The 23,938-nt window shown below is 75.2% G+C and carries 23 protein-coding genes; 8 read left to right on the forward strand and 15 right to left on the reverse strand.

Annotated elements, in window-relative coordinates; all coding sequences use genetic code 11:
• Both PVK74_RS06685 and PVK74_RS06690 read left to right on the forward strand, forming a co-directional pair.
• Positions 1–789 (forward strand): tyrosine-protein phosphatase, encoded by a 789-nt coding sequence (locus PVK74_RS06685; RefSeq protein ID WP_274478508.1) that lies wholly within the window; start codon positions 1–3, stop codon positions 787–789.
• A gap of 91 nt (positions 790–880) precedes the next feature.
• Positions 881–1,996: a serine hydrolase domain-containing protein gene (locus PVK74_RS06690; RefSeq protein WP_274478510.1), complete on the forward strand. Its 1,116-nt coding sequence runs from the start codon at positions 881–883 to the stop codon at positions 1,994–1,996.
• A 45-nt stretch (positions 1,997–2,041) separates the two neighbouring features.
• Here the strand turns inward: PVK74_RS06690 and PVK74_RS06695 are convergent, their stop codons facing one another.
• The 5 genes from PVK74_RS06695 to PVK74_RS06715 form a co-directional block, all read right to left on the reverse strand.
• Entirely contained in the window at positions 2,042–3,226 is a 1,185-nt protein-coding gene (locus tag PVK74_RS06695; protein WP_338020355.1) for a lycopene cyclase family protein, read from the reverse strand.
• A 48-nt stretch (positions 3,227–3,274) separates the two neighbouring features.
• Entirely contained in the window at positions 3,275–4,522 is a 1,248-nt protein-coding gene (locus PVK74_RS06700; RefSeq protein WP_043323888.1) for an MFS transporter, read from the reverse strand.
• Positions 4,523–4,564: 42 nt separating this feature from the next.
• On the reverse strand, positions 4,565–5,710 hold the full coding sequence (locus PVK74_RS06705) for an RNA polymerase sigma factor (RefSeq protein WP_274479255.1): 1,146 nt from the start codon (positions 5,708–5,710) through the stop codon (positions 4,565–4,567).
• An 8-nt stretch (positions 5,711–5,718) separates the two neighbouring features.
• Positions 5,719–6,126 carry a YciI family protein gene (locus PVK74_RS06710; protein ID WP_043323886.1) on the reverse strand — a complete coding sequence of 136 codons (408 nt, stop codon included), beginning with the start codon at positions 6,124–6,126 and terminating at the stop codon, positions 5,719–5,721.
• A gap of 178 nt (positions 6,127–6,304) precedes the next feature.
• Positions 6,305–6,721: a DUF6069 family protein gene (locus PVK74_RS06715; protein ID WP_274478511.1), complete on the reverse strand. Its 417-nt coding sequence runs from the start codon at positions 6,719–6,721 to the stop codon at positions 6,305–6,307.
• Between the two features lie 169 nt (positions 6,722–6,890).
• On the opposite strand from PVK74_RS06715, the gene PVK74_RS06720 reads away from it, so the two are divergent.
• The 4 genes from PVK74_RS06720 (at position 6,891) to PVK74_RS06735 (ending at position 10,098) form a co-directional block, all read left to right on the forward strand.
• A complete protein-coding gene (locus tag PVK74_RS06720) occupies positions 6,891–7,994 on the forward strand; it encodes a sensor histidine kinase (RefSeq protein WP_274478513.1) in 1,104 nt (367 codons plus the stop codon).
• Complete coding sequence (locus PVK74_RS06725) at positions 7,991–8,659, forward strand: response regulator (RefSeq protein WP_069088645.1); 669 nt, start codon at positions 7,991–7,993, stop codon at positions 8,657–8,659. Before PVK74_RS06720 ends, PVK74_RS06725 begins: the two co-directional genes overlap by 4 nt.
• A 241-nt stretch (positions 8,660–8,900) precedes the next feature.
• Positions 8,901–9,383: a hypothetical protein gene (locus tag PVK74_RS06730; RefSeq protein WP_043323881.1), complete on the forward strand. Its 483-nt coding sequence runs from the start codon at positions 8,901–8,903 to the stop codon at positions 9,381–9,383.
• Between the two features lie 73 nt (positions 9,384–9,456).
• Positions 9,457–10,098 carry a class F sortase gene (locus PVK74_RS06735; protein ID WP_069088694.1) on the forward strand — a complete coding sequence of 214 codons (642 nt, stop codon included), beginning with the start codon at positions 9,457–9,459 and terminating at the stop codon, positions 10,096–10,098.
• 3 nt (positions 10,099–10,101) lie between these two features.
• Here PVK74_RS06735 and PVK74_RS06740 read toward each other — a convergent pair whose 3' ends face one another.
• On the reverse strand, positions 10,102–11,103 hold the full coding sequence (locus PVK74_RS06740) for a phosphotransferase family protein (protein WP_274478516.1): 1,002 nt from the start codon (positions 11,101–11,103) through the stop codon (positions 10,102–10,104).
• A gap of 110 nt (positions 11,104–11,213) precedes the next feature.
• On the opposite strand from PVK74_RS06740, the gene PVK74_RS06745 reads away from it, so the two are divergent.
• Positions 11,214–11,612, forward strand: a complete 399-nt coding sequence (locus PVK74_RS06745) for a YchJ family protein (RefSeq protein WP_274478518.1) — start codon at positions 11,214–11,216, stop codon at positions 11,610–11,612.
• Between the two features lie 97 nt (positions 11,613–11,709).
• On the opposite strand, the gene PVK74_RS06750 is transcribed toward PVK74_RS06745, so the two are convergent.
• From PVK74_RS06750 to PVK74_RS06790, 9 genes are all read right to left on the reverse strand, one after another.
• On the reverse strand, positions 11,710–12,099 hold the full coding sequence (locus PVK74_RS06750) for a DUF2267 domain-containing protein (protein ID WP_043323876.1): 390 nt from the start codon (positions 12,097–12,099) through the stop codon (positions 11,710–11,712).
• Positions 12,100–12,188: 89 nt separating this feature from the next.
• Positions 12,189–14,051: a transketolase gene (locus tag PVK74_RS06755; RefSeq protein ID WP_064445888.1), complete on the reverse strand. Its 1,863-nt coding sequence runs from the start codon at positions 14,049–14,051 to the stop codon at positions 12,189–12,191.
• 81 nt (positions 14,052–14,132) lie between these two features.
• Positions 14,133–15,362 (reverse strand): MFS transporter, encoded by a 1,230-nt coding sequence (locus PVK74_RS06760; RefSeq protein WP_274478521.1) that lies wholly within the window; start codon positions 15,360–15,362, stop codon positions 14,133–14,135.
• Positions 15,363–15,566: 204 nt separating this feature from the next.
• Positions 15,567–16,571 carry a mechanosensitive ion channel family protein gene (locus PVK74_RS06765; RefSeq protein ID WP_043323872.1) on the reverse strand — a complete coding sequence of 335 codons (1,005 nt, stop codon included), beginning with the start codon at positions 16,569–16,571 and terminating at the stop codon, positions 15,567–15,569.
• A 73-nt stretch (positions 16,572–16,644) separates the two neighbouring features.
• Complete coding sequence (locus PVK74_RS06770) at positions 16,645–17,652, reverse strand: hypothetical protein (protein WP_113972755.1); 1,008 nt, start codon at positions 17,650–17,652, stop codon at positions 16,645–16,647.
• Positions 17,653–17,706: 54 nt separating this feature from the next.
• Complete coding sequence (locus tag PVK74_RS06775) at positions 17,707–19,344, reverse strand: serine/threonine-protein kinase (protein WP_274478524.1); 1,638 nt, start codon at positions 19,342–19,344, stop codon at positions 17,707–17,709.
• A gap of 292 nt (positions 19,345–19,636) precedes the next feature.
• Complete coding sequence (locus PVK74_RS06780) at positions 19,637–21,427, reverse strand: CehA/McbA family metallohydrolase domain-containing protein (RefSeq protein ID WP_274478525.1); 1,791 nt, start codon at positions 21,425–21,427, stop codon at positions 19,637–19,639.
• A 41-nt stretch (positions 21,428–21,468) separates the two neighbouring features.
• Positions 21,469–21,909 (reverse strand): DUF4395 domain-containing protein, encoded by a 441-nt coding sequence (locus PVK74_RS06785; RefSeq protein WP_274478527.1) that lies wholly within the window; start codon positions 21,907–21,909, stop codon positions 21,469–21,471.
• Positions 21,910–22,022: 113 nt separating this feature from the next.
• Positions 22,023–22,469: a thioredoxin family protein gene (locus PVK74_RS06790; protein WP_233607907.1), complete on the reverse strand. Its 447-nt coding sequence runs from the start codon at positions 22,467–22,469 to the stop codon at positions 22,023–22,025.
• Positions 22,470–22,681: 212 nt separating this feature from the next.
• Here PVK74_RS06790 and PVK74_RS06795 point away from each other — a divergent pair, with 212 nt between their 5' ends.
• Entirely contained in the window at positions 22,682–23,815 is a 1,134-nt protein-coding gene (locus PVK74_RS06795) for a peptidoglycan recognition protein family protein (RefSeq protein WP_274478530.1), read from the forward strand.
• Positions 23,816–23,938 lie beyond the last annotated feature (123 nt).

The raw sequence follows: 23,938 nt of genomic DNA on the forward strand, positions 1-23,938 counted from the left end.
ATGACCACTCCCCCGGACTTCGCCACCCTCTGCAACTTCCGGGACCTCGGCGGCTGGCGGACCGGCGACGGCCGCACCGTCGCCCGGGGCCGCCTCTACCGCTCCGACTCGCTGGCCAAGCTCGCCGGTGACGACCTGCAACGGTTCGCGGCGCTCGGCGTCCGCACCGTGATCGACCTGCGGTATCCGTGGGAGATCGCCGACCGCGGCCGGGCCCCGGAGAGCCTCGGCGTGACCTGGCACAACCTGAGCATCGAGCACCGGCCGTACGTGCAGGCCGACATCGATCCCGACGTGGACCCGTGGCGCTACCTGGCCGACCGGTACGCCGAGGTGGCCGAGGACGGCGTGGCCGAGCTGCGCCGGGCGGTCGAGGTGATCGCGGACGGCGAGCATCCGCTGGTGTTCCACTGCGCGTCCGGCAAGGACCGTACCGGCCTGCTCGCCGCGCTGGTGCTGTCCCTGCTGGGGGTGGACGACGACCAGATCGCCGCGGACTTCGCGCTCACCGAGCACGCCACCGACCGGCTGGTCGCCGAGTGGCGGGACCGCAACGGCGGCGCGACGCCGGGCTGGCCCGCGTACGGGCGGGCGCCGGCCGAGGTCATCCGGCTGGTGCTGGCCGACCTGCGGGCCGCACACGGTTCCGTGCACGGGTACGTGACCGGCCGGCTCGGTGTCGACGCGCAGACGATCGACGCGCTGCGGGCCCGGCTGCTCACCGGCGACACGGACCCGCTGCCGACCCAGGGCGCCACCGGCGCCACGCCGACGACACTCGCCCGCTGAGCGCCGCCGCCCGGCCGAGCACGCAGCGACGGAGAACCGGCGGCCGAAAAGCGAGCGACGGCGGCGCGGCGGTCTGGCACGCTGCGAGATCGTGGACACGCGGTGGGACGGCCTGCGGGCCGAGGTACGGGACACGATCGACGAGCTGGTCTCCTCCGGCTGGGAGGCCGGTGTGCAGGTGGCCGCGTACCTGGACGGGGTGGCGATCGTCTCCGAACACGCGGGGCTCGCCGACACCACCACCGGACGGCCGATGACCGCCGACACGCCTGTGCACGCGGTCTCCACCGGCAAGGGACTCACCGCCACCGTCGTGCACGTGCTCGCCGAGCGGGGACGGCTCGACTACGACCTGCCGCTTGCCGCGGTGTGGCCGGAGTTCGCCCGGCACGGCAAGGACGCCATCACGCTGCGGCACGTGCTCACCCACACCGCCGGCCTGCCCGCGCTGCCCGCCGGCGTCACGCCGGAGGACTTCACCGACTGGACGCGCATGTGCGAGCTGCTGGCAGACGCGCGGCCGCTGTGGGCGCCCGGCGAGCGGCTGGCGTACCACGCCTGGACGTGGGGGTGGCTGCTCGGCGAGGTGGTCCGGCGGGTCGCCGGCGCGCCGGTGTCGCGCGTGCTCGCCGACGAGGTGGCCGGGCCGCTCGGCGTGGACCGGGAACTGTTCCTCGCCGTACCGGAGGCGGACCTGGCCCGGCTGGCCCGGCTGGAGGACGCCGGCCTGTCCGCGCTGATGACGTGGGCCGGGGCGAACCTGCCGCACTTCGACGCGGTCGCCCCGCCAGCGGTACGCCCCGACACCGTCATCGGTTCCCGCCCCGACGTGCTGCGCGCCGACGTGCCGTCGGTCGGCACGATGAGCGCCCGCGCGGTGGCCCGGATGTACGCGGCGCTGCTCGGCCCGGTCGACGGGGTACGGCTGATCTCCGCCGCGCGGATGCGGGAGGTGTCCGCCCCGGCGGTACGCGCCCAGGAGTGGGTGTTCGGCCAGGAGAGCACGTTCGGGCTCGGGTACGCGGTCGAGGACGACGGATCGTTCGGCACCGCCGGTAGCGGTGGCAGCCTCGCGTTCGCGTACCCGGATCTGGGGTTGACGGTGGCGGCGGTGCGCAACCGGCTCGGCGCGGGCGACGGCGACCCGATGGAGCAGCTGCGGGCGCTGGTGCGCGACCGCGTCGCCGAGGCGACCGGCCACCGGTAGCGCCGAGAAGGCAGACGCCGGCCACGACCCGGACAGGCGAGCAGACTAGCGGCGCAGGCGGGCCCGCAGCCGGCCGGCCGCGTCGCCGAGCACCGCGCCGGTCATCGGCAGCAGCGGGCTGGACCGCATCACCGCCAGGTCCTCGGCCGGGCTGGTCACGCCGTCGAGGAACCGCAGCACCCGCTCCGCCGGGTTGCGGTCGAACAGCCGCTCGAAGAACTCCACCCCGCCGACGTGCCCCCGGTCCAGCGCGCGCAGCGCCACCGCGTCCATCCACAGGTGCCGCCCCGGGTACGCGGGCGCGGGCACCGGCGGACGGCCGGCGGCGAGCGCCCGGGCCACCTGGTCGGCCTGGCGCAGCATCGCGGAGAACGTGAAGCCGGTGGACGGGCGGGTCGCCCCACCGGCGGTGCCCAGCCGCACCACGCGTGGGCTCGGGCGGGACTCGAACGGGCCGTCGGTCATCGGGATCACGCCGTCCTCGACCTCCCGCACCCGCAGCGCGGTCAGGTCCAGCCCGAGCAGGTCGGCGTAGCCGCGCAGCGCCGTGTCGTAGCCCGCGTCGTCGAGCAGGGCCGGGCCGAACTCGGTGTACTCGACCAGCGCGAACCGGTCGTCGACAGGCAGCATGTACCCGAAGGAGACGCCGCGCTGCGGCTGTGGGGTGCGGAAGTCCATCAGAACGGCCCGCTGCGGATCGAACGTCGGTCGGTCGGCGGCCAGCCACCAGCCCCGGAAGTGCTGCAACCAGCTGGTCCGCCCCGGTCGTTTCGGCCGCCGGGGCCGCGAGTCGAGCACCCAGCCGGCCCGCACCAGCTCACGCCTCTCGGGGTCGCGGACAGTGACCCGCTCACCGTCGTCGTGCAGCTCCCCCGCCGGAGCGCTGATCCGGACCGCGTCCAGCCGCCGCTCGGCCGCGGCAGCCCGGTCGTAGACCGGGGCGGAGCGCAGCATGGCGTACCGCAGCGGGTCGAGCGTGAGGACGCGGCGGCCGGCGCGCGTGACCACGTCGACCTGCGACCAGCTCGCGCTCAGCAGCGGGTCGAGGTCGTCGCCGGGCAGGCCCCAGAACGCCCACGTGCGGTCCTGGCCGCGTTTGTGCACCGGGTCGACCACCGCGACCCGCAGCCCGGTCACGCCGTGGCGGTCCAGCGCGGCCAGGACCAGGGACGCGGCGCCGCCGCCGCCGACCAGCGCGAGGTCGACGTCGACCGCTGAGGATGCCTGCACCCGACCACGCTGTCACATCGGCGGGCGCGGCCCTCGGCCGACCCGCGCTCAGGCCACCGGGGCGGGCTCCTGCGGGGCCGGCTGGGCGTAGGCGGCGGCCACCGTCGCCCGGTCGAAGACCCGCCACGTCGCGGCGATCACCGCGACCGCCACCACGAAACCCACCCAGTACGGCGCGGTGATGCCGAACCGGGCCGCCACCACACCGCCCAGCAGCGCGCCGACGCAGTTTCCGCCCGCCGCGACGAACAACGTGGTGCTGCCGACCCGGCCCATCAACGCGGGCGGCGTGAGCCGCTGCCGCAGCGAGTTCGCCACGATGTTCCACAGCGCGCTGTGCGCCCCGAACGCGAACAGCGCGAACCCGACCACGGCGGCGCTGCGGGACGCGGCCAGCGCCAGGTGCAGTCCCGCCTCGACCAGCAGCCCGGTCCGCACCGTCCAGGTGGGCGTGATCGCGGCGATCAGCCGGTCCCCCACCACCGAGCCGAGCACGCCGCCCACTGCCATGCAGGTGAACAACGCGCCGTAGCCGACCGAGCCGAGACCCAGCCGTTCGGTGGCGAGCAGCACCAGCACCGCCACGGCGGCGGTGAGCGTGACGTTGAGCAGGCCGATCAGCACGGTCATGGTGCGCAGCAGCCGCTGCCCCCACAACCAGCGGAACCCCTCCGCGACCTCCGCCCGCGCCGAACGCCGCCCGTCCGGCGCCGGCCCGGCACGGTACGTCCCGGCGAGCAGCCCGACCAGCACGGCGCTGAGCGCGTACGTGCCGGCGTTCAGGGCGAACGGCAGCGACGCCGCCAGCACGAACAGGAACCCGCCGAGCGGGCCGGCGATCATGTTCTGCATCACCTGGGTGCCGCCGCCCAGCCACCCGTTGGCGCGTTCCAGCAGCGAGCGCGGCACCACCGCAGGCAGCACCGCCTGCGCGGCGGTACGGAACACCACCTCGCCGGTGTTCACCACGAACAGCACCGCGTACAGCAGCGCGATCCCGGCCCGGTCGGCGAGCATCGCCGCCGCGAGCACGGCGAGCGCGCCGACGCGTACCCAGTCGATGAGCACCATCAGCCGCCGCCGGTCCACCCGGTCGGCCAGCACGCCGCCGGGCAGCGCGAACAGCAGCCACGGCAGCCACGACACCGCCGCCCCGGCCGACACCACCAGCGGATCGTCGGTGAGCGACGCCACGTACAGCGGCGCGGCCACAGTCGCCGTCCCGCTGCCCAGCGCGGACAGCGTGCTCGCCGTCCACAGTCGGGCGAAGCGCCCGCCGAGCCGTTCCCCCGTCACGGCGAGGCAACCTACCAGCGGCGACGAAGCCTGCCGACCGGTTTATCCGGGGCGGCGGGAGTTGAGGCGGGCCGCCTGCCGGTTGAGGTGGTCGCGTTCGGCCAGGCTGGCCGCGCGACGGGCCGCGTCGGCGTACAGGCCGGCTGCCCGGTCCGGGTCGCCGTCGCGTTCGTGCAGGTACGCGGCCACCGCCGTGTACCGGGGCAATGTGTCGTCAAGCGCCGCGAGCGCCGCCAGCCCGGCGCGCGGGCCGTCCGCCTCGCCGACCGCGACCGCCCGGTTGAGCCGGGCGATCGGGTTGCCGGTCAGGCGGACCAGCTCGTCGTACCACTCGACGATCTGCACCCAGTCGGTCTCCGCGGCGGTGGGCGCGTCCGCGTGCAGTGCCGCGATCGCCGCCTGGGCCTGGAACTCGCCGAGCCGGTCGCGGGACAGCGCGGTCTGCAGGATGCCCACGCCCTCGGCGATCAGCGTGGTGTCCCACCGGCTGCGGTCCTGCTCGGCCAGCGGCACCAGGCTGCCGTCGGGCGCGGTCCGGCCGGCCCGGCGGGCGTGGTGCAGCAGCATGAGCGCGAGCAGCCCGGCCACCTCGGGGTGGTCGATCGCGGCGGCGAGCTGCCGGGTGAGCCGGATCGCCTCGGCGGCCAGGTCCACGTCGCCGGAGTAGCCCTCGTTGAACACCAGGTACAGCACGCGCAGCACGGTGGCGACGTCACCGGGCTGGTCGAAGCGGACCCCGGAGACGGTGCGCTTGGCCCGGCTGATCCGCTGCGCCATGGTGGCCTCCGGCACCAGGTACGCCTGCGCGATCTGCCGGGTGGTGAGCCCGCCGACGGCGCGCAGCGTCAACGCGACGGCCGACGACGGGCTCAGCGACGGATGCGCGCAGAGGAAGTAGAGCCGCAGCGTGTCGTCCACCGCCGGCACCGGCCCGGGCGGCGGCTCCTCGTCCACGAGATCCTCACGCCGGCGCCGGGCGGCGTCGGCGCGGACCACGTCCAGGAACCGGCGCCACGCCACGGTCACCAACCAGCCCAACGGGTCGCGGGGCGGGTCGGCCGGCCAGACACGCAACGCCTCGATCAGCGCGTCCTGCACCGCGTCCTCGGCCGCCGCGAAGTCGGCTCCGCGGCGGACGAGGACACCGAGCACGCCCGGGATGAGGCTGCGGAGCGCGACCTCGTCCATCGGACGGATCACTCGGTGATGGTCGGCGGCGCGGTCAGGAACGGGCGCAGCTCCAGCCACTCGTGGATCGGCTTGCCGCCCTGCCCCGGCGCGGCCGACAGCTCGGCGGCCAGTTCGAGCGCGCGCTCGTAGCTGTCCACGTCGATCACCATCCAGCCGGCGATCAGGTCCTTCGTCTCGGCGAACGGGCCGTCGGTGACCGGCGGGCGTCCCTCGCCGTCGTAGCGGACGAACGTGCCCTCCGGGGCGAGCGCCTGGCCGTCGACGTACTCGCCGCTCTCCTGCAGCCGGGCCGCGAACTCCTGCATGTAGTTCACGTGCGCGGAGATCTCCTCCGGCGTCCACTTGTCGATCATCGGCATGTCGGTGACCGGGGTCGGGCCGCCGCGGTAGTGCTTCAGGAGCAGGTACTTCATCTGTGTCTCCTCGTGGAGGGTGCGACCCATTCTGGCCGCGTTCACTCCGGGGACGAAGCCGCCTGCCCGTTCTCGACATCGGTGGCGGCGGAATTTCCGGCGTCACATCGCGTAGGGCATCCTAGGAGGCTAGTTCTGGAGGCCGGGCCGCCTGCCCCCGTCGCGGCGGCCCGGCCCGTCAGGCGGCGGCGCCGCGGCGCAGACCGGTGATCAGCACCGTGCCCGCGACCAGGTGAAACGCCACCAGTGTCAGCGTCGCCGCGCCCCCCACTCCCCCGCTTAGCGGACCGAGCAGCGACACCAGCAGCACCAGGCCCGCGACCACCGTCCAGACGGTCCGGGCGCGGGCGGTGAGCCGCTCCAGCAGGGCCAGCAGCGCCCAGCCGGACAGCCCGGCGAGCAGCGTGCTCACCGCCACCGCCACCGGCGTCACCCGCTGCACGTCCGAACCGGTGCGCGCGGTCAGCTCCACCCCGGCCAGCGGCACCGCGACCACCCAGCCCAGCAGCGTGGCCACGGTGGCGGCGAGCACCGTCAGCAGCCGCACCCGGCGGCGGGTCGGGCGGGTGGCGGCGGTCGGAATCGTGGTTTCCATCGGTAGCTCCTCGGCATCGGGACGACTGCCGCCGACGCTAGGTCCGGCGGGCCGCCGCGCGGATCGGGCCGCGGAGCGGTTCCCGGCTCCGTCGCCGGACCGATCACCGGCCCGGATCTCCGTCTGGCGACCGATGAGAAGCGGTGCGCACGCGGCCTAGCATCCGGGCATGAGGTGCGCGTCCCGGCCCCGGCTCCTGCTGCTGCTCGACGGCGGCATCGCCACCGTGAGCCTCGCCGTGTGCCTGCTCGCGCTGCTGGCCTCCGACGCCGGCCCGGACACGACCGGCGCGACCGCCGTCGCGGTCGGCCTCGCCGTCGCGCAGGCCGGCTGTCTGCTGTGGATCCGGCGCCACCCGGGGTACGCCCTCGGCGTCGCCGCGCTCGCCGGCGTCGGCCTCGAGGCGCTCTGCCCGCAGCTCGGCTGGCTCGGCCTGGTCGCGGTGCCGATGGCGTACGTGGCCCGGCTGCGCCCGCCCCGGTACTCGCTCGTCGCGCTCGGGCTGCTGCTCGCGCCCACGCCGTGGAAGCTGGTCACCGGCGGCTGGCGGGACCTGCTGCTGGCGGTGACCGCGCTGGGCCTGAGCTGGACGCTCGGCGAACTGCAACGGGGCCAGGCGCAACGGCGCGGCGAGCGCGAACGGCAGGTACGCGCCGCCGAACGGGAGCGGATCTCCCGGGAGCTGCACGACGTGGTGGCGCACCACGTCGCGGTCATCGCGGTGCAGGCCGCCGCCGCCGAGGACGTGTTCGACGAGCAGCCGGAGCAGGCCCGCGCCGCGCTCGCCGCGATCGACACGGCGGCCCGGTCGGCGCTGACCGAACTGCGGGCCATGCTGCACGCGCTCGCCCTCGACGACGGGTCCGAACCGGACGGACCGCAGCCGGGACTGGCGCAGCTCGACGCGCTCGCCGACGCGGTACGGGCGGTGGGCCTGCGGGTGACGCTGCGGCGCGACGGCGACGGCGAGGCGCTGCCCGGCGGGGTGCAGCTGTCGGCGTACCGGATCGTGCAGGAGTCGCTGACGAACGCGCTGCGCCACGGGCATGCCACCCGCGCCGACGTGGACGTCGATTACCGCGACGGCGTACTGCGGCTGGAGGTCGTCAACGACGGCCCGGCGCCCGCCCGCCGCCCCGGCACGACCACCGGGCGCGGCATCGTCGGCATGCGGGAACGGGCCCGGCTGCTCGGCGGCACACTGGACGCCGGCCCGCTGCCGGCCGGCGGATTCCGGGTCCACGCCCGGCTGCCGGTGGAGGCGGCCCGATGACGGTACGGGTGGTCATCGCCGACGACCAGGAGCTGATCCGCGCCGGGCTGCGCACAGTCCTCGACGCGCGGCCCGACCTGAGCGTGGTCGGCGAGGCCGCCGACGGCGTCGAGGCGGTCGCGGTGGCGACGCGTACGCGGCCGGACGTGGTGCTGATGGACGTGCGGATGCCCCGCCGCGACGGCATCGCCGCCACCCGCGACCTGGTGGCCGCCGGCAACCCGGCCAAGGTGGTCATGCTGACCACGTTCGACCTGGACGAACACGTCTACGCCGCGCTGCGCGCCGGGGCCAGCGCGTTCCTGCTCAAGGACACCCGCCCGGCCGACCTCGCCGAGGCGGTACGCGTGGTGGCCCGGGGCGAGGCGCTGCTCGCGCCGACGGTGACCCGGCGGCTGCTGGACCGGTACGCCGACCGGCTGCCCGCGCCCACGCCCACCGGTGACGCCCTCGCCGTGCTGACCGCCCGCGAACGGGAGGTGCTGACGCTCACCGCGCGGGCACTGTCCAATGCGGAGATCGCCGCCCGGCTGCACCTGAGCACCGCCACCGTGAAGACACACGTCTCGGCGATCCTCACCAAGCTGGGCCTGCGCGACCGGATCCAGGCGGTGGTGCTCGCGTACGACACCGGGCTGGTCCGGCCGGAACCGCCCGTCCGGTAGGCGCGAAACGGACAGCGGACCCAGACACGGCGAAGCGGGACGGCTCGCCGTCCGGCCTGGCCCGGCATGTCCACCCTCCGACGGCGGCAGGGAGCACACCGGACGGCAACGAAGATTTCTCAATTACCCCCAGTGACCGCCGCAACCCTCCTAGTGTTGGCCACACCGGTGCTCGTCACGGAGTTGGCCACCCGAACGACGTCCCACGCCTACAGCGGACGAAAAGTGAGGGAAGACGCGGATGAAGGCACAGTCATTTCTCGGATCGGCGGCGTTCGGCGTGGGCCTCGGCGCACTGCTGCTCCCGGCCGCCGCGCTGGCGGACACCAGAGTCTCACCCGCCGCCACACCGGTCGGCGGCACCGTCGTGCTGACCACCACGTGCAACCCGAACGCCGGTGACGCGATCTTCCGGGTCACCGGCCCGGACCGGGACCAGAACGTCCGGTCCACCACTGCGGCCGCGGGCGGTGGCCTGAGCGCCGAACTGTTCACCGCCGGATTCACGCTCGGCACGTACACCGTCGCCACCACGTGCGGCGACGGCAGCGACGGCGGCAGCGCCACGTTCACCGTCACCCCGATCGGCGGCGCGCAGGCCGGTGGCGGCGGGCGCGACGGCGACACCGGGGTGCTGGTCGCCGGGGGCGTGCTGGCCGCCGGGGCGCTCGCCGGTGGCGCGTACGCGGTCATCCGCCGACGCCGCGCGGGCGCCGTCGCCTGACCGGATCGTCGAGCGGTCCGCCCGCGCCGGAGCACCCGGCGCGGGCGGCACGTCCCTGTCGGACGGAGGTGGGATGCTGTCGGAGTCGCAGCGCCGGTCGCGGCTGCGCACCGCCGTCGTGGTCACCGCCGTCACCGTCGCCGCCGCCACCGGCACCGGACTGGTCTCGGCCGGGCTCGGCACCACGTCGACGCCACCGCCACAGCCCGGCGTCTCCGCCGCGCCCGCCACCGAACGACCGGGTACGGCAGGCCCGGCGCTCCCCCGCGCCACACCGGTGCGGGTGACCATCCCGCGCATCGGCGTGGACGCCGAGATCGTGCCGGTGGCCACCGACGCCGACGGCGCGCTGGAGGTCCCGCCGCTGGAACGCCCGGAGGTCACCGGCTGGTACCACCCCGGTCCCGCCCCCGGCCAGGCCGGCAACGCGGTGCTGGTCGGGCACGTCGACTCGCAGCACGGCCCGGCGGTCTTCTTCGACCTCGGCCGGCTGCGCCCCGGCGACACGATCCGGGTGCTGCGCGCCGACGGCCGGACCGCGGCGTTCACCGTGGACGGCGTCGGGGCGTACCCGAAGGAACGCTTCCCCACCGCGCGGGTCTACGGCGGCGACGCTGCTGCGCGGCTGCGTTTGATCACGTGCGGCGGGCGGTTCGACCCGCGGACCGGCAGCTACCCGGACAACATCGTGGTCTTCGCCACCGCTACCCGCTGACGCTCAGCCTTCCAGGTCGGCCAGTTCCGCGTCGAGCAGCTTCGCCAGCAGCGCCACCCGGCCCGGGTCGTTGTCGGCGGTGATGTTCCGGCTGGGCATCTCGACGGTCATCAGCAGGTAGAGGTACAGCCGGTACAACCCGAGCCGCCGCCGCGCCCCGGCGTCGAGCGGGAACGGCGCCGCCGCCCGGTAGGCGCGCACCAGCGGGTCGTCCGGCTCGTCCTCGGCGCGGCGGAACAGCAGCGGCGACACCAGGTCCATCAGCGGATCGCCCCACAGGTAGCGTTCGCCGTCGACCAGGCCGGTGAGCCGGGGCGTGCCGTCCGGCCCGTCCACGGCGAGCACGTTGCCGGCCCAGCCGTCGAAGTGCAGCAGCGCCGGACGGCGTACCGCGTCGAGCACCGCCGCGTGCCGCGCCACCAGCTCCCGGATCCGGGACGCCGGCACCGGCAGCGGCACCGCCCAGTCGGCGGCGTCGGCGAGCATGTCGTCCACCATCGCCGTGTACGCGTCCCGCCAGGTAGCCCCGTGCGCCCGGTCGCCGTCGTAGCCGTACCGCTCGCCGGTGACGGCGTGCAGCGCGGCGAGCGCGCGGCCGAACTCCTCGCGCAGCGGCCCGACCTCCGCGCCGGCCTGGCTCAGGTCCCAGAGGGTACGACCTGGTAGCCGCGCCATGATCAGCCAGTCGCCCAGCTCGGGGTCGGTTCCGTGGTGCAGCAGCGCCGGCGTCGGCACCCCCGGTGCGTGGTCGGCGACCAGGCGCAGGTAGTGCGCCTCCGCGCCGACCATGTCCCGCTCGTAGCGCAGCAGCGGCACGTGCGGCGGCGGACCGACCTTGAGCACCACGTCCCGGCCGTCGGTGAGGCGTACCTGCCAGACGGCGGCGAAGCCGCCACCGGTCAGCGGGCCGCAGTCGGCCACCTCGACGCCGGGCCCGAGCGAGGCGGTGAGGTATCGGCGGACCTGATCGGGGTCGAGGACACGCTGAGTCGGACTCACGCTCATGGTCCGGGAAGCCTACTGGGTTGAGGTGTAAGGAGGGGCCCCCTGTTAACGCCTCCGGTAGAGGAAGGGCCCCTTGTTAACACCTCTCCGAGGCTTGGGAGAATCGCGGCATGGCGAGACGGGGTGAACGGACGGCGGCATGCCCGTGCGGCACCGGCCGGCCGTACGCGGACTGCTGCGCCCCGGTCCACCGGGGCGAGGCGACGGCGGCGACCGCGGAGGCGCTGATGCGGTCCCGGTTCAGCGCGTTCGCGCTCGGCGACGCCGCCTACCTGCGGCACAGCTGGCACTCGACCACCCGGCCCGAGCGGCTGGAGCTGGACCCGGGCACCCGCTGGACCCGGCTGGAGATCGTGGAGACCGGGCAGGGCGGCCTGTTCGACAGCGCCGGCACGGTCCGGTTCCGGGCGCACTACCGCGAGGGTGGCCGGGCGGGTGTGCTGGCCGAGCACAGCCGCTTCGCCCGCGAGGACGGCCGCTGGGTCTACCTGGACGCGCTGCCCGAGTGACGCCTCCCCGGCACCGACGCGCGCAGCCTGCGGCGGCGGGTGTTAACAAGGGGCCCTTCCTCTACCGGAGGCGTTAACAAGGGGCCCTTCCTTTCGCCTAGGCCGGGCGCGGGGCGGGCTGGGCCAGCTCGGCGATCTCGCGCGGCAGCTGGGACAGCGCCCGGTTGAACTGGGCCGGCCCGACCACCCGGTGCAGCGCCTGCAGCACCGCCCGCGCGCCGCGCTCGGCGTCGGACGGGGTCGCGCCGGAGCGCTCGGCGACCCGGCGCAGGAACTCGTCGTACCCGAAGACCTCCGGGTCCTCGACCCGGGCGCGTGCCAGCAGCGGACGCAGCTCGTGCGCGACGTGCGCGGACAGGTCGTCGGCCTCGCCGCCGCTGATCCGTTCGGCGAGCGTGCGCAGCGTCGCCTCGGTCAGCGCGCGGGCCGTCTCGACCGGTACGCCGGCGCGGGCGGACACCCGCGCGTAGAACTCCGGTTCGGCCATCGTCTGTCCTCCCGTCGCAACGGCAGCGTGGCTACCCGCCGCCGGCTTCGGCAAACACCGCCGCTGACCTGGCCCCGGCGACCAGGCGTTCAGGCCAGGGCCCGCGCCGCCGAGACGATCGCGCCGACGCCGATGCCGGCCCGGTCGAACTGCTGGGCGGGGGTGCCGGAGCCGGGCAGCCCGCGTACCGCCAGGTGGTTGACCCGGGACGGTTCGCCCAGGTCGGCGAGCGCCTCCAGCACCGCTGAGCCCAGCCCGCCCTCCGGGTAGTGGTCCTCGACCACCACCAGCCGCCCGCCGGTCTCCACCACGGTCTCGGCGAGGCGCTGCCGGTCCACCGGCTTGATCGAGTACATGTCGATCACGCGCGCGTCGATGCCCTCGCGGGTCAGTTCGTCGGCGGCGGTGAGGCAGAGGTGCACCGTCACGCCGGTGCCGAGCAGCGCCACGTCGCCGCCGTCGCGCACCATTCGGCTGCCGCCGATCGGGAACGGCTCGCCGTCGTCGTAGAGCACCGGGTACTTGCCGCGCGTGGTGCGCAGGTAGGTGATGCCCGGGTGGTCGGCCATCTGGGCGACCAGCGCCGCGCAGGAGACCGCGTCGGCCGGGCTGAGCACCGTGGAGCCGGGCACCGCGCGAAGCGCCGCGATGTCCTCCAGCCCCATCTGGGACGGGCCGTCCGGGCCGATCTCGACCCCGGCGTGCGAGCCGACCAGCGCGATGTCGGCCCGGGACACCCCGGCCATCCGGATGAAGTCGTACGCCCGGGACCAGAACGCGGCGAAGGTCGCCGCGAACGGCCGGTAGCCGCGTACCGCCAGGCCCACCGCCGCGGCGGCGAGCTGCTGCTCGGCGATGAACATCTGGAAGAACCGATCGGGGTACGCGGCGGCGAAGCTCTCCGCCCGGGTGGAGTCGCTGACCTCTCCGTCGAGCGCGACCACGTCGGGCCGGGCGGCGCCGAGGGCGCGCAGCGCGTCGCCGTACGCGTTCCGGGTGGCCACCTTCGTCCCGCGCTCGTACCGGGGCAGCTCCGGCTGCCGGTGCTCGGCGGCGGCGGTGCGCGGCGCGGCGGGAGGTTTCGGCCCGGCGACCCGGATCCGGCGGGGGCCGCCGAGCGCCCGTACGGCCCGGTCGGCCAGTTCCGGGTCGAACGCCTTGCCGTGCCAGGCCGGGTCGTTCTCCACCTCCGGCACGCCCTTGCCCTTGACCGTGCGGGCCAGCACCACCGTCGGCCCGGTGGCCTCGCGTGCCTGCCCGTACGCCTCGTCGATCGCGCCGAGGTCGTGGCCGTCGACGACGATCGCCCGGCAGCCGAACGCCTCGACACGACGCCGGTAGGTGTCCAGGTCCCACTCCAGCTCGGTGGGGCCGCGCTGGCCGAACCGGTTGACGTCCACGATCGTGGTGAGGTTGCGCAGCCCGTAGTGCCCGGCCTTGTCCAGCGCCTCCCACACCGATCCCTCGGCGGTCTCGCTGTCGCCGCAGAGCACCCAGACGTGCGCGGGTGACCGGTCGAGGTACTGGGCGGCGAGCGCCACCCCGACGCCGACCGGCAGCCCCTGCCCGAGTGAGCCGGTGGCGACGTCGACCCAGGGCAGCACCGGCGTGGGGTGGCCCTGCAGGCGCGACCCTGCCTGCCGGTACGTCTCCAGCAGCTCCTGCTCGCTGATCGCGCCGGTGGCCCGGAACACCGCGTACAGCAGCGGCGAGGCGTGCCCCTTGGAGAGGATCAGGTGGTCGTTGCCGGGGTTGCCCGGGTAGGACCAGTCGTAGCGCAGGTGCCGGGCGACCAGCACGGCGAGCAGGTCGGCGGCGGAGAGACTCGATGTCGGGTGCCCGGAGCCGGCCATCGTGCTGCACCGGATGGCGTCCACCCGGAGTTGGGCGGCCAGCTCCGCCAGCCCGGTCAGGTCCTCGTCGCGCAGTGTGCGCTCTGCTTCCAACGTCACCGCGATCGTCTCCCCGGGGTCGCCGATTTTCCGGACCCACGCTAGGCCGCGAACGCGACCATTGGTCCCTTTTCTGGTGATTCATGCTCGACCGGTGAACAGCCACAGCGCCACCAGCAGGTACGGCAGCACCGCGACCGCGAAGGCAGCCGGGTTGCCGACCGCGCCGGCGAGCAGCCCGTACCCGGCGTAGAAGGCGACGATGGTCAGGTCGGTGGCCATCCCGGCCAGCGACGTGACGGTGGCCCGGGCCGACCCGGCGATCCGGGCCTGCAGCCGCACGTCGGCGAGCACCGTGGCGAGCTGGAACGCGGCGAACGCGGCGGCCAGCAGCACGAACCCCGCCGGGTGCCGCAGCAGCGCCCCGGCCGCCGTCGCGCCCGCCGCGAACACCAGCAGGCCCGCGTACCCCCGGTGGGACAGCCGCTTGCCCAGCGGCGCGAGCAGCCCACCCACAGTCATCCCGGCCCAGACCAGCAGGAGCAGCAGCGGTACGCCCACCTCGGCCATGCCGGTGTCGGCGGCCAGCAGCCCGGTGTACTCGTCCAGCCCACCCCAGATCGCTGTCACCGCCGCGACCAGCAGCACGGCGGCCCGGACGCGGCGGTCGGCGCGCACCTCGCGCAGGCCCAGGCGCAGGCTGTCCAGCCAGCCGGGCTCGTCGTCACCCGGCGCGGCACTCGCGCGCGGCCCGTCCGGCTCGCCACCTGGAACCGGCGCGGACGATCGTGGGCGGTGTTCCGGGAAGCGGGCCGCGACGGCTGCCGCCAGCAGGCAGGTCGCCACGCTGGCCGCGCCGACCGCGAGGTAGCCGCCGAGCGCGTACGCCGGCCCGGCGAGCACCCCGGACCCGACGGCGCCGAGCACCTCGGCGGTGCGGGCCCGGCCGATCAGCCGGGCGTACCTGTCGGCCGCGCCGAGACGTTCCAGCTCGGTGAAGACCAGTGCCTCCAGCGCGCCCGAGCGCAGCGCGCCACCGGCGCCCCACAGCAGGAAACCCACGGCGAACGCCGGGTAGGACGGCAGCAGCACCCAGAGCGCGAAACCGGCGGCGGCGAGCAGCGGCGCCAGGCACAGCAGCAGCCGGCGCGACACCGTGTCGGCCCACACCCCGGAGGGCACCTCCAGCACGATGCCGGCGGCCGCCCAGAGCACGAACAGCGAGGAGATCTGCCCGACCGACAACCCGGTGTCGGCGAACAGCAGCACGTAGAGCGGGTAGAGCAGGACGAGGTCGGTGAGGAACGCGTACCCGTAGAGCGTCGCCGCCAGGCGGCGGGTCGCGGGTACGCGGGCAGGAGCGACGAGCATGGGACCTTCCCACGGGACGTGACGGACACCGGCCGGAATGCACGGCGTCCGCGGCGGCCCGCGGCCTCGTCGCTCAGTAGGGCATCAACATCGCCAGGTCATGCCGGGATCCTATCCGCCGCGAGGCGCCCCGGTGGTCCCCCGGCGGGCACGAGATCGGGGCGGGACCGTGCGGTCCCGGCCCCGAGTGTCACTGCCGCCAGGTCAGCGGCGGAACTTCTCCACGTCGGCCTGCGGGATGACCATGGTGGCCTCGCTGTCCGCGGCCTGCTCGGCGGTCGGCTGGCGCGGCGTGGCCGGCTGGGTACGGTCGGAGTCCGCGTACGCCGGAATGTGCTGCGTGGCCTCCGCCGGCACCGGCTCGGTGGCGTCCGCACCGGCGGCGGCCGGGGTGGCCGGGTACGCGGGGACGGGCTGCGTACGGTCCGCCTCGGCGTCCCGGCTCACCGGCTGGGTCAGCTCGGAGTCCGCGTACGGGCCGGTGGCGGCCAGGCGGGCCTCGACGTCGCGGCGCCCGGCCTGGTACGCGCGGGCGTGCGTGGCGATGGTGCGCGACTCCTCCTCGGCCCGGGTCAGCCAGTTCTCCCAGCGGCTCTGCATCGGCCGGACCAGGCCGCCGCCGACACCGACGACCAGGATGCCGCCCACGGTGGCGAGCACCGCGATCAGCACCGGAGTGGTGACAGTGGTGGCGACGCCGATCTGGTTGAGCGCGGCGATGACGCCGAGGCCCAGGATGAACACCGAGGCGAGGTTCGCCAGCACCCGGCCGTAGGAGAGGCCGCCGAGCGCGCTGGAGATGATGTCCTTCACGGCACGGGCGATGGCCGCGGCGACCACCACGATGACGATGGCGACGAACGCCCGGGGCAGCCAGGCGATCACACCGGCGATCAGGTCGGAGATCGGGTTGGGGCCCCAGATGCCGAACGCGAGCTGGAGCGTGACCAGCAGCACGCCGTAGTAGGCGAGCTTGGCGACGATGTCGCTGGCGTCGTACTTGGAGCGGGCCAGCGCGGTCTTGATGCCGCCGCGCTCGACGGCCCGGTCGAAGTGGACCCGCTCCAGCACCTTGTCCACGAGCTTCAGCACGGCTTTGGCGATCAGCCAGCCGGCGATCAGGATCGCGACGAACGCGACCGCCTTGGGCAGGAACAGCATCACCGAACGGAACGCGTCGCCCACCGCGTCCCCGAAGTTGTCTCTCATCGAAGGGCCTCCACGTACGTGGTCCAGGTTTGTTCGGGTGGGGCTACCCGGACCCGCGCGCGGGGAAACGCGGTCAGCCGCCGGGACAGCGGTATCTGACGCGGGTGCCGGCCTGCATCGGCGCCGGTTCGATGATGTTGACGGTGGCCGTGCCGACTGTCGTGCCCACTCCGGAGAACGTCCACTCCAGGGTGAGGGTCGCGGTGTGCTGCCCGCTGCCGACCCGCTCGGTGAGCACCGCGCCGGGCGGGCCGTCCGAGCGGAACCACTGGTAGCGGATCGTTCCGGCGCGCCCGTTGGTCCGTACCGTGGCCACCACGTCCACCGTCACGTCGCACGCGACACCGGCCGGCCGGTTCGCCGCCACCGACACCTGCTCGACCTCCATCGGGCGCAGCCGCTGCCACAGGTAGAGGCCGACAGTGAGCAGCAGCGCGGCGGTGAGCAGCGTGGACAGCACCGAGACGACACGCCGCCAGACCGGTCGCGGCCGGATCGGGGGCGCGGTCGGCCAGGGCGGCGCGGGCGGCGGCGTCACCGGCACGCCCGGCCCGAAGCGCAACTCGCCGCCGGGCGCGGGCGCCGGGACGCCGCTGGGCGCCCGCGCGCCCACGGTCCGATCCGGGTACGCCCCGGCGCCCGTCGCCGCCGGCGGCCCGCCGGCCTGGTGCCCATGCGGTACCCCGGTGGGCTGCCACGAGACGGTCGGCTCCACGCCCGGGCCCCTGGCCGGCGGCGCCGGCCGCGGACGCACTGTCGCCTGCCCGGTCACGGTGCCCGGGGCCGGAATCGGAGCCGTTGCCGGAGCCGGAGCCGGACTCAGGTGGACGGTCGGCTCGGCATCTGGCGAGCGGTCCACCTCCGGCCGGGCGAGTGGCACAGTGGGCTCCGCGCCGTCCACGGACAGCGACACCGTCGGCTCGCCGTTCACCGCAGACAGAGAAACGGTCGGCTCCGCCTCGGCGGCGGCGCGGGGCGCGACGAGGTGGACTGTCGGCTCGGCGGCATCGGCGTCCCCGGGCGGGGTCACCGGCAGGGCGCGGGTCGGCAGCGCCTCGGTGGGCTCGTCGGGCCGGGTCACGCCGGACGTCCCCGGAACGGGATGCGGTGCTGGGCAGCGGGCACTGTCGTACTCCTAGCCGGGGGTGCAGTCGTGGTAGAGCGTCACGTACACCGGTGACGCCGAGGTGGTCGTGTTGCCGGCGGCGTCGGCGGCGGTGACCCGGATCGGGATGCGGGCGCTGCGCTTGGGCGTGGACAGCGGGCCGAGCGTGCCGGTGAACACGCCGCGGCCGGCGGCGGCCATCCGGACCGTTCCGGTGGCGCCGTCGAGGGTGTAGCCGAAGGTGACGGTCAGCGCGGCCGGGGAGCTGCGGTCGTCGGTGACGGTGGCGGTGACGGTGCTGCTCTTCGCGCCGTAGGGGCAGCCCTTCGGGTCCAGCTCGCCGGGGTCGGCGCGTACCCCGTCCACGACCGGCGCGGTCACGTCCGGCGGTGGCGGGGTGGTGCTGCGCGACGCGCTGGGGGTGGGCGTGCCGGCGCGGGTCGGCGACCCGGTCCGGTCCGGGGTGGCGGACGGCGCGGGCGGCGGTGACGCGGTGGGCGGGGTGGGTGTCGGCGACGGGCTCGGCGTCCCGGCGGCGGTCGGGTCCGGTGTGGGCGCGGTCGTGGTGGCCGGGGCGGCGCTCGCCGGGCCGGTGGGGGCGGCGGCGTCGGTGCCGTCGTTGGCGGCGTAGCTGTAGCCGGCGCCGCCGGCCACGACGGCGGCGGCCAGGGCTCCGGCGGTGAGTGCGGTACGGGTGCGGCCCTTGCGGAACAGTCCGCGCCGGCCGGAGCGCGCGCCGAGCGCCGTGTCCGCCACCTCGGTGTGGGCGACGGCGGTGGCCCCCTCGGCCCGCTCGGGGAACGGCCACAGCGCGGCCAGCAGCGCCGCCCGGCGGCCCAGCTCGCGCAGCCCGCGTTCCTCCCACTGCGGGCCGTAGCCGGCGCCGGCCACCTGTTCCAGCAGGCCGAGGAACGCCTCGGCGGACTCGGGCCGCTCGTCGGGGCGCTTGGCCATGCCGTGGCGCAGCAGCTCGTGCACCGGCGGGGGCGCCGCCTCGGCGGGGATCGGCGCCAAGGCGTGCTGGTCGCGCAGCGAGAGCAGGTCCGGTCCCTGGTACGGGGGCCGGCCGGTGAGGCATTCGAAGAACGTGGCGGTGGCGGCGTAGACGTCGCACGTCGGGGCGGCGGGGGCGCCGGTCCACTGCTCGGGGGCCATGTAGCGGGGCGTGCCGGAGACAGTCGTGTCGGAGCCCTGGCCGACCGGCATGGCGATGCCGAAGTCGGCGAGTTTGCTCAGCCCGGCGCCGGTGACGAGCACGTTCTCCGGTTTGTAGTCGCGGTGCACGACACCGCGGGCGTGGGCGGCGGCCAGGCCGGCGAGTGAGCCCTTGAGGACGCAGAGCGCGGCCTCGGGCGTGGTCGGGCCGTGCGCGCGCAGCATCTGGCGCAGCGACACGCCGTCGACCAGTTCCATCACGATGGCCGCGCCGTGCGGGCTCTCCACGTACTCGTAGAGGCGGCTGACGTGCGGGTCGTCGATCTCGCCGAGCAGCCGGGCCTCGGCGCGGAACGCGGTCCGGAACGACGAGTCCTCGCCCAGGTCGCGGACCAGGTACTTGATGGCGACCGGGGTGCCGGTCCGGTCGTGGGTGGCGAGCACGACGCTGCCGGACGCGCCGGCGCCGAGCCGGCGGACCGGCGTGTAGCCGGACAGTTCCCAGCCGCTCATGCGACAGACTCCACCGCGTCCCACGGGCGGGTGTCGGATGCCGCCTCGCTGGTCATTCTCACCGGGCCGGGGCGGCCGGCCATCGGCGCAACGGCTGCTTCCGGTCGCCGGTCGGCGGCCGGGCGCCCGCGCGGCACGGCGCGACGCGGTAGGTGGTCGGTATCGGACACACCGCCACGAGTACCAGATCCCGGCAACCACCCTCACCTCGTTGATCATGAGGTTGGCGTGGACAAAAGGGACCGACATCGCCGTCAACTTCATGATCGACGGAACAGGCGGAGGGTGGCGGTCAGAAGCGGCGGGGTGGGGGGATGCCTGCGGGCGGAGGGGTGCGGAGCAGCCAGATCGGGTTGCTGGCGCCCACGATCTCGCCCTCGCGGTCGCGTACCTGGGTGCGCACGTACGTGCCGGCGCCGACGCGCACCGGCTGGTCGTGCCAGCCCGCCCGCAACTGCCGCCACGGAACCCGCCCGACCCGGACCGCCGGAGTCGGGTCCGCGACACCGGCCCGGTCGACGTCGCCGGTGACCACCTCCAGCGTGGCCCCGGCGGGCAGGTCGGTGGCGCGCAGCCGCACCGTGACGGGGTCCTCGGCGAGCACGGCGAGCGCGCCCATGCCGCTGCGGCCACCGAGTTCCAGGTCCAGCGCGCCCCGGTAACCGGCCAGGTCGGCGAACCACGCCTGCCCGGCGCGCAGCGCCGCTACCAGGTCGTCACGGCCGGTCGAGGCCGCCCAGACGGAGGTGACGTTCCGGTCCCGGCCGGCCCGCCAGTCGGTGCCGTCGTGGTCGTCGGTGACCCCCACGGCGGTCAGCGGGATCGCGTTGCGGGCCGCCACGTCGTACGCCCAGAGGTAGTCCTCGACCGGCCGGCGCCCGATCTCGATCAGGTCGACGCCGAGCGCGTTGCGGCTGACCAGCAGCCGGGCCAGTGACTCGCGGCGTTCGGTGTCCAGCGGATGGTTCCAGCACACCACCCCGCCGTGCGAGTGCAGGAACCGCACCATCTTCTCGGTGGCCTCGACATCGTTGTCCCGGTACGGCGGGGACGGGAAGCTCGGCAGCGTGCCGTCGCCTCCGAACCAGTTGAGGTGCCGCACCATCGACACCTCGTACGCGCGGTGGTGGGTCACGCCCGGGTACGCCCCGTCGTAGCCGCGCAGCACCTCGGCGCGCATCTCCTCACCGGCCTGCCCGGCCCGGCGGGCGCGGTCGAAGACGAGCCGGTCCACCAGGTACGCGCCGCGCGCGCCTTCTGCCACCGTGACGCCGAGGCGCAGCCCGCGCAGCGAGTTGTCGCCCGCCACCAGGTCGGGCCAGAGCCGCCGCACGTCGGCGAGCAGCTCGAACGTGTGCCGCTGCCAGGCGCCGGCCGGGGCGGGCCGCTCCACGGTGCCGAAACGGCCGTCGACGGAGTGCCGGACCGTGTCGACGCCGCCGAGGCGGTAGCGCAGCACGAGCTGCCCGGCGGGGCGGCCGGTTCCGGCGGGGTGGTGCGACAGCGCGATCTCGACGGTGAGCGTGGCGTCCCGGCCGGCGGCTTCGGGGCGTACGTCGAGGTGCAGTGTGGTGTCGGAGATGTTGGAGGTGTGCGTCCAGTTCCACGCCTTGCCCGCGTACCAGTGGGCGCCGGTCCCGGCGGCGACCAGGCGCAGCGCGCGGCCGGGACCGTCGGGGGCGTCGGGGACGTCCACGAAGTCGGCGGCCGACGCGGTGAGCCGGCCCTCGGTGGCCGGCTGCCACGTCCAGGCCAGCCCGCCCTCGCGTTCCTCCGGGCCGTCGAAGTGGACGACCCGGCGGTGGTCGTGGGCGGCGACCCGGAAGTCGTGGTCGGTCCACCAGAGCACGTCGACGGCATTGCGGCGGGCCTGGTCGAGGTGGGCGGCGTAGCTGGCCACGCCCTCGCTGAACGAGGCGTGCAGGTGCATCGCCATGCTGATCGGCCGCCGTCCGCGCGGCGCGGGCGGCGGTGGCCGGTCGTTCGTGGCGGCCAGCCCGACCGGCACGCCGATCCCGGCCACCGCGAGGCCGCCCGCCGCGACGAGCACGCTGCGCCGGTCCAGCCGTGCGCGACCTGCCATGCCCCTCCCCCATCCGCCGGGGCCAGCGTACGGGCGGACGGTCAGCGCGGGGGCGCCGCCACCCGGCCGGCCAGCGGCCGCCCGGCCAGACGGCGGATCGTCAGGTACGCCTCGCAGCCGAGGCAGAGCCCGAACGCGGCGTTGAGAAAGGCGGCGGCGAGCGCCGCGCCGGTGGCGGCCAGGCCGAGCGCGGGCAGTCCGGCGAGCCAGCCGGCCGCGCCGACGACGCTGAAGACCAGGCCGACGAGCTGGGCGAAGCGCACCGGGGCGACCGGCTCCAGCTCCGCCGGCGGGTCCAGCCGGGGCGCCACCAGGGCGCGGAACAGCAGGCCGTACGGGCCGAGGCGCGGGTTGAGCGCGGTGAGCGCGAACACGACGGCCTGGGCGAGCAGGAGCAGCCCGGAGCCGGTGACGAGGACGACGGCGAGGACGACTGTGGTGAGGACGGCGGCGAAGCGCGGTCCCCGGGGGTCGAGCAGCATGGGGTGGGTCCGTTCGTGCGGGGGCGGCGGTCAGGCGGGACGGACCGGCGCACAGAGGCTCGCGGCGAGCCGCCCGTGGTCCACCACCCGGCGGCGGGTCAGCCGTACGCCGGTCATCGGGCCGCCCCGGCGGTGAGCGCGGCGATCAGCTCGTCGCGGTCGGGCACGCCCGCGGCCCGGCGCACGACGCGGCCGGCGCCGTCCACCACCAGCACGGTCGGGGTACGCCACACGTCCAGTTCCCGGGCCGCGTCGAGGTGCTCGTCCACGCCGACCTCCAGCACCGTGACCCCGTCGAGGCGGGCGGCGACGTCGGCGAGGACCCGGCGGGCGGCCCGGCAGGGCGCGCAGACCGGGGCGGAGAACTGCACCAGCGTGCGCTCGCCGGGGCGTACCCCGAGGGCGGTGAGGGTGGCCCGGTGCGGCGCGGCGGCGTCCGATGGGCGCTTCCGGACGGCGCGCAGCCGCCCGTCGTGGCGGCGGCGCCACCAGCCGAACGCGGTGGCGGCCGCGAGCACCGCGACGAGCACGAGAATCCCGGCCGGGCTGGGCGACTGCACGGGTCCAGGCTGCCACGGCCGATCACGACGCGACATGGTCCGTCCCGGTCAGCGGACGTGAGATCGCCTACTCCGGCGGTAGGAGCGGCCCGGCGAACGTCGCTTTTGTCCTCTGGCGCGCCGCGCCGCCTTGGCAATATTCTCCACCTCGCGCGCAGCCGTTGGAGTTCCTTTACATCACCCGGCCCCGGCCGGGCCATCGAGGAGGCGGAATGCACTTCGACCACCCCGAGCTGGACCGCCGTACGCTGCTGCGGGCCGGCCTCGGCGCCGCCGCGGTCGCGGTCGTCGGGAGCGAGCTCGTCCGGCCGGCCGCCGCGCACGCCGCGCCGGGCGCGGACCTCGACTGGATCATCGGTTGCGACGAGTGGGCCGCCCGCCCGCCGGCCGATCCGCTGTCGGTGAGCGCGACCCCCACCAACAAGATCATCGTGCACCACATGGCGTTCCCGAACGTCACGGACTACTCCGAGGAGCACGCCAAGCAGCTCGCCCGCGACTGCCAGGACCTGCACATGGACGGCAACGGCTGGTCCGACACCGGGCAACACTTCACCGTCAGCCGCGGCGGCCACGTCCTGGAGGGACGGCACGGCAGCCTGGACCGGCTGCGCGCCGGCGACCGGCAGATGATCTCCGCGCACTGCCCCGGCGAGAACGGGCGGGCCATCGGCATCGAGAACGAGGGCACGTACGTCACCGAGACGCCGCCGGAGGAACTGCTCGACTCCCTCGCCCGGCTGTGCGCCGCGATCTGCCGGCAGTACGGGCTGCACGCCCACGACATCTTCGGCCACTGGGACTTCCGGGCCACGCTCTGCCCGGGCGCGATGTTCTACCGGGAGTTCCCGGCGCTGCGCCGCGCGGTGTTCAAGCAGCTCGGCACCAGGCTCGGCGACGTGCCGGCCCGCCGCTGGCCGGACATCTGGCGCTTCGTCGGCGGCCCGGTGGTCCAGGTCGCCCAGCGCCTGCTGACGTTCCGCGGCTACACCGTGCCGGTCACCGGCGTGTTCGACGCGGCCACCGTCGCCGCCGTGCAGGACTGGCAGGCGCGCAACGGCATCCCGGTCGACGTCGACGCCACGCTGACCGCGCCGACCTGGGAGACCCTCGCCCCGGAGCTGGACCAGAAGTCCACCGGCGTCCCGGTGGCCGCGGCGCAGTTCATGCTCGCCGCCAAGGGCTACGCCGAGGTGATCGAGACCGGCGAGTACGACCACGCCACCCGCACGGCGGTGAAGGACCTCCAGCGCCTGCACGGACTACCGCCCAACGGCAAGATCAGCACCACCACCTGGTGCGCGCTGGTGGGGGGTGTGGTGCGCCAGTCGTTCCACAAGCACTGACGGCGCACCGGCGGGGAGAGCGGTGGGGGTGGCAACGGTGCCACCCCCACCGCGTCGTTACGGCCGGGATCGCGGCGAAACGTCGGCATTGACGACTGGTGAACGACGGCTATCCCGGACGGC

The organism is Micromonospora chalcea (assembly GCF_028768405.1).
GTDB lineage: Bacteria > Actinomycetota > Actinomycetes > Mycobacteriales > Micromonosporaceae > Micromonospora > Micromonospora chalcea.

Bases quoted from the DNA above. Each gene is read 5' to 3' on its own strand.
- PVK74_RS06685 (WP_274478508.1), top strand. From the start codon at position 1: ATGACCACTCCCCCGGACTTCGCCACCCTCTGCAACTTCCGGGACCTC.
- PVK74_RS06705 (WP_274479255.1), bottom strand. From the start codon at position 5,710: ATGGACGAGGTCGCGCTCCGCAGCCTCATCCCGGGCGTGCTCGGTGTC.
- PVK74_RS06710 (WP_043323886.1), bottom strand. From the start codon at position 6,126: ATGAAGTACCTGCTCCTGAAGCACTACCGCGGCGGCCCGACCCCGGTC.
- PVK74_RS06715 (WP_274478511.1), bottom strand. From the start codon at position 6,721: ATGGAAACCACGATTCCGACCGCCGCCACCCGCCCGACCCGCCGCCGG.
- PVK74_RS06720 (WP_274478513.1), top strand. From the start codon at position 6,891: ATGAGGTGCGCGTCCCGGCCCCGGCTCCTGCTGCTGCTCGACGGCGGC.
- PVK74_RS06725 (WP_069088645.1), top strand. From the start codon at position 7,991: ATGACGGTACGGGTGGTCATCGCCGACGACCAGGAGCTGATCCGCGCC.
- PVK74_RS06730 (WP_043323881.1), top strand. From the start codon at position 8,901: ATGAAGGCACAGTCATTTCTCGGATCGGCGGCGTTCGGCGTGGGCCTC.
- PVK74_RS06735 (WP_069088694.1), top strand. From the start codon at position 9,457: ATGCTGTCGGAGTCGCAGCGCCGGTCGCGGCTGCGCACCGCCGTCGTG.
- PVK74_RS06740 (WP_274478516.1), bottom strand. From the start codon at position 11,103: ATGAGCGTGAGTCCGACTCAGCGTGTCCTCGACCCCGATCAGGTCCGC.
- PVK74_RS06745 (WP_274478518.1), top strand. From the start codon at position 11,214: ATGGCGAGACGGGGTGAACGGACGGCGGCATGCCCGTGCGGCACCGGC.
- PVK74_RS06750 (WP_043323876.1), bottom strand. From the start codon at position 12,099: ATGGCCGAACCGGAGTTCTACGCGCGGGTGTCCGCCCGCGCCGGCGTA.
- PVK74_RS06760 (WP_274478521.1), bottom strand. From the start codon at position 15,362: ATGCTCGTCGCTCCTGCCCGCGTACCCGCGACCCGCCGCCTGGCGGCG.
- PVK74_RS06765 (WP_043323872.1), bottom strand. From the start codon at position 16,571: ATGAGAGACAACTTCGGGGACGCGGTGGGCGACGCGTTCCGTTCGGTG.
- PVK74_RS06775 (WP_274478524.1), bottom strand. From the start codon at position 19,344: ATGAGCGGCTGGGAACTGTCCGGCTACACGCCGGTCCGCCGGCTCGGC.
- PVK74_RS06780 (WP_274478525.1), bottom strand. From the start codon at position 21,427: ATGGCAGGTCGCGCACGGCTGGACCGGCGCAGCGTGCTCGTCGCGGCG.
- PVK74_RS06785 (WP_274478527.1), bottom strand. From the start codon at position 21,909: ATGCTGCTCGACCCCCGGGGACCGCGCTTCGCCGCCGTCCTCACCACA.
- PVK74_RS06795 (WP_274478530.1), top strand. From the start codon at position 22,682: ATGCACTTCGACCACCCCGAGCTGGACCGCCGTACGCTGCTGCGGGCC.